Source organism: Acidovorax delafieldii 2AN (assembly GCF_000175235.1).
In the GTDB taxonomy this organism is placed as follows: domain Bacteria; phylum Pseudomonadota; class Gammaproteobacteria; order Burkholderiales; family Burkholderiaceae_C; genus Acidovorax; species Acidovorax delafieldii_B.
The window spans coordinates 1-2,269 of record NZ_ACQT01000395.1; the positions used below are offsets into that span (position 1 = coordinate 1).

Consider the following 2,269-nt stretch of genomic DNA (forward strand, 5'->3'; position numbering starts at 1 on the left):
CGTCAGCCAGATCAGGCCGATCAGCAGCAGGAACAACCCGGCAGATCCCAGGAAGATGTCATTGGCCGCGCGCGTGAATGCCTGCTGGTCGATGAGGCGGTTGATCTGCGCCAGCGCCTGCATCTGCGTCAGGCCCGATGCCACGAGCCCATCCTGCGTTTGCGCAAACACCCCCTGGCCCTGCACCAGCCCCTCGGTCAGGTGCGCGTGGTGCATGGCGGCGCGGCTTTCCCACAGTGTGGTGGCAATCGAGGTGCCCATGGCCCCGGCGGTGATCCGCACGAAGTTGCTCAGGCCCGCCGCCGCCGGGATGCGATCTGGCGACACACCGGCCAGCGTCAGCGTGGTCAGCGGAATGAAGAAGAACGCCATGGCCGCGCCCTGCAGCAGCGTGGGGATCAGGATGTGGATGAAGTCCGTCTGCACGGTGAACTGCGAACGCATCCACAGCACCGTGCTGAACACGATGAACGCGCCCGTGGCCATGCGGCGCGGGTCCCACTGGCCGACCTTCTTGCCCACCAGCGGCGTGAGCAGGATGGCGAACACGCCCACCGGCGCCAGCGCCATGCCGGCCGAGGTGGCGGTGTAGCCCATCCACTGCTGCAGCCACAGCGGCAGCAGCACCACGTTGCCGAAGAAGAGGGCGTAGGCCACCGACAGCGCCAGCGCACCGAACGTGAAGTTGCGGCCCTTGAAGAGTTTCAGGTCCACCACCGGGTGCTTTTCGGTCAGCTCCCACACCAGGAAGACGGCGAACGCCACCACCGCGACCACGGCCATGGTGACGATCTCACCCGAGGCAAACCAATCGAGCTCCTTGCCCTTGTCGAGCATGAGCTGCAGCGCACCCACCCACAGCACCAGCAGGCTCAGGCCCACGGTGTCAATCGGCAGCTTGCGGATGGGCGTCTCGCGCTTGCGGTAGATGCCCCAGGTCAGCACCCCGGCCAGCAGGCCCACCGGCACATTGATGTAGAAGATCCACGGCCACGAGATGTTGTCGGTGATCCACCCGCCGAGCAGCGGCCCCACCACCGGCGCGACCAGCGTGGTCACGCCCCATAGCGCCAGTGCCGTGCCTGCCAAGGCACGCGGGTAGCTGGCCAGCAGCAGCGTCTGGCTCAGTGGAATCATCGGCCCGGCCACCAGGCCCTGCAGCACGCGGAAGAACACCAGCATTTCCAGCGACGACGCAAAGCCGCACAGCCACGAGGTCAGCACGAACAGCAGCACGCTCATGGTGAACAGCCGCACCGCGCCAAAGCGCTGCGTGAGCCAGCCGGTGAGCGGCACCGAGATCGCGTTGGCCACGCCAAAGCTGGTGATGACCCAGGTGCCCTGGCCGGGGCTCACGCCCAGGTTGCCGGCAATGGCGGGGATGGAGACGTTGGCGATGGACGAGTCAAGCACGTTCATGAACGTGGCAAGCGACAGGGACAGCGTGCCCAGCAGCAGGGCCGTGCCATGCAGCGGCGGGTAGGCGGTGGGCGGCCCGGGCGGGGGCCGGTGGGGGGTGACGCAGCAGCAGGCGCCGCCGTGGCGGGCACCTGGCTGGCAGCGTCAGCAGTGGGGTTGGCGGCAGTCATGCGTGGTCACCCGTTCACTGCACCACCGGCGACTGCATCGCCGGATGCACCGGCGCCGACGCATGTTTCTGCGCCTGCACGGCAGCCTGGCTGCCCACCTTGGGCGACGCCACGGCCACCGCAGCCTTGCCGCTGCGGCCCAGGTTGGCGGCAATGATGTGGGCCACCTCGTCGTCGGCGGCCTTGAATTGCTCGTCAAACACGGCCGTGGCGGCCACGGGTGCCGTGCGCTGCGTGTCGGCCAGGGTTTTGCCGCTCTGGTCGGCCGTGTCCACCTTCACTTCCATCGACAGGCCCACGCGCAGCGGGTGCTCGGCCACTTCCTTGGGGTCGAGCGCAATGCGCACGGGCACACGCTGCACCACCTTGATCCAGTTGCCGGTGGCGTTCTGGGCGGGCAGCAGCGCAAATGCGGCGCCAGTGCCGGCGCCCAGGCCGGTCACGGTTCCGCGGTAGGTCACCTTGGTTCCGTACACGTCGGCTTCCAGCTCGGCGGGTTGGCCAATGCGCAGGCTCTTGAGCTGGCTTTCCTTGAAGTTGGCATCGACCCACAGGTCGTTCAGCGGCACCAGCGTCATCAGCGGGGCGCCCGCCTGCACGCGCTGGCCCACCTGCACGCCGCGCTTGGCCACGTGGCCATCGAGCGGCGCCACGAGTTGCACGCGCTGCACGGCGAGATA

2 protein-coding genes are annotated in these 2,269 nt (G+C 68.1%); both read right to left on the reverse strand.

Annotated features, from left to right (window positions below; genetic code table 11):
* Nucleotides 1–1,419: DHA2 family efflux MFS transporter permease subunit (locus ACDELDRAFT_RS21495; protein WP_005800488.1), on the reverse strand; the 1,419-nt coding region annotated here is incomplete at its 3' end.
* 184 nt (nt 1,420–1,603) lie between these two features.
* Nucleotides 1,604–2,269, reverse strand: a 666-nt coding sequence (locus tag ACDELDRAFT_RS21500) for an HlyD family secretion protein (RefSeq protein ID WP_005800490.1), incomplete at its 5' end; no start/stop codon positions are given.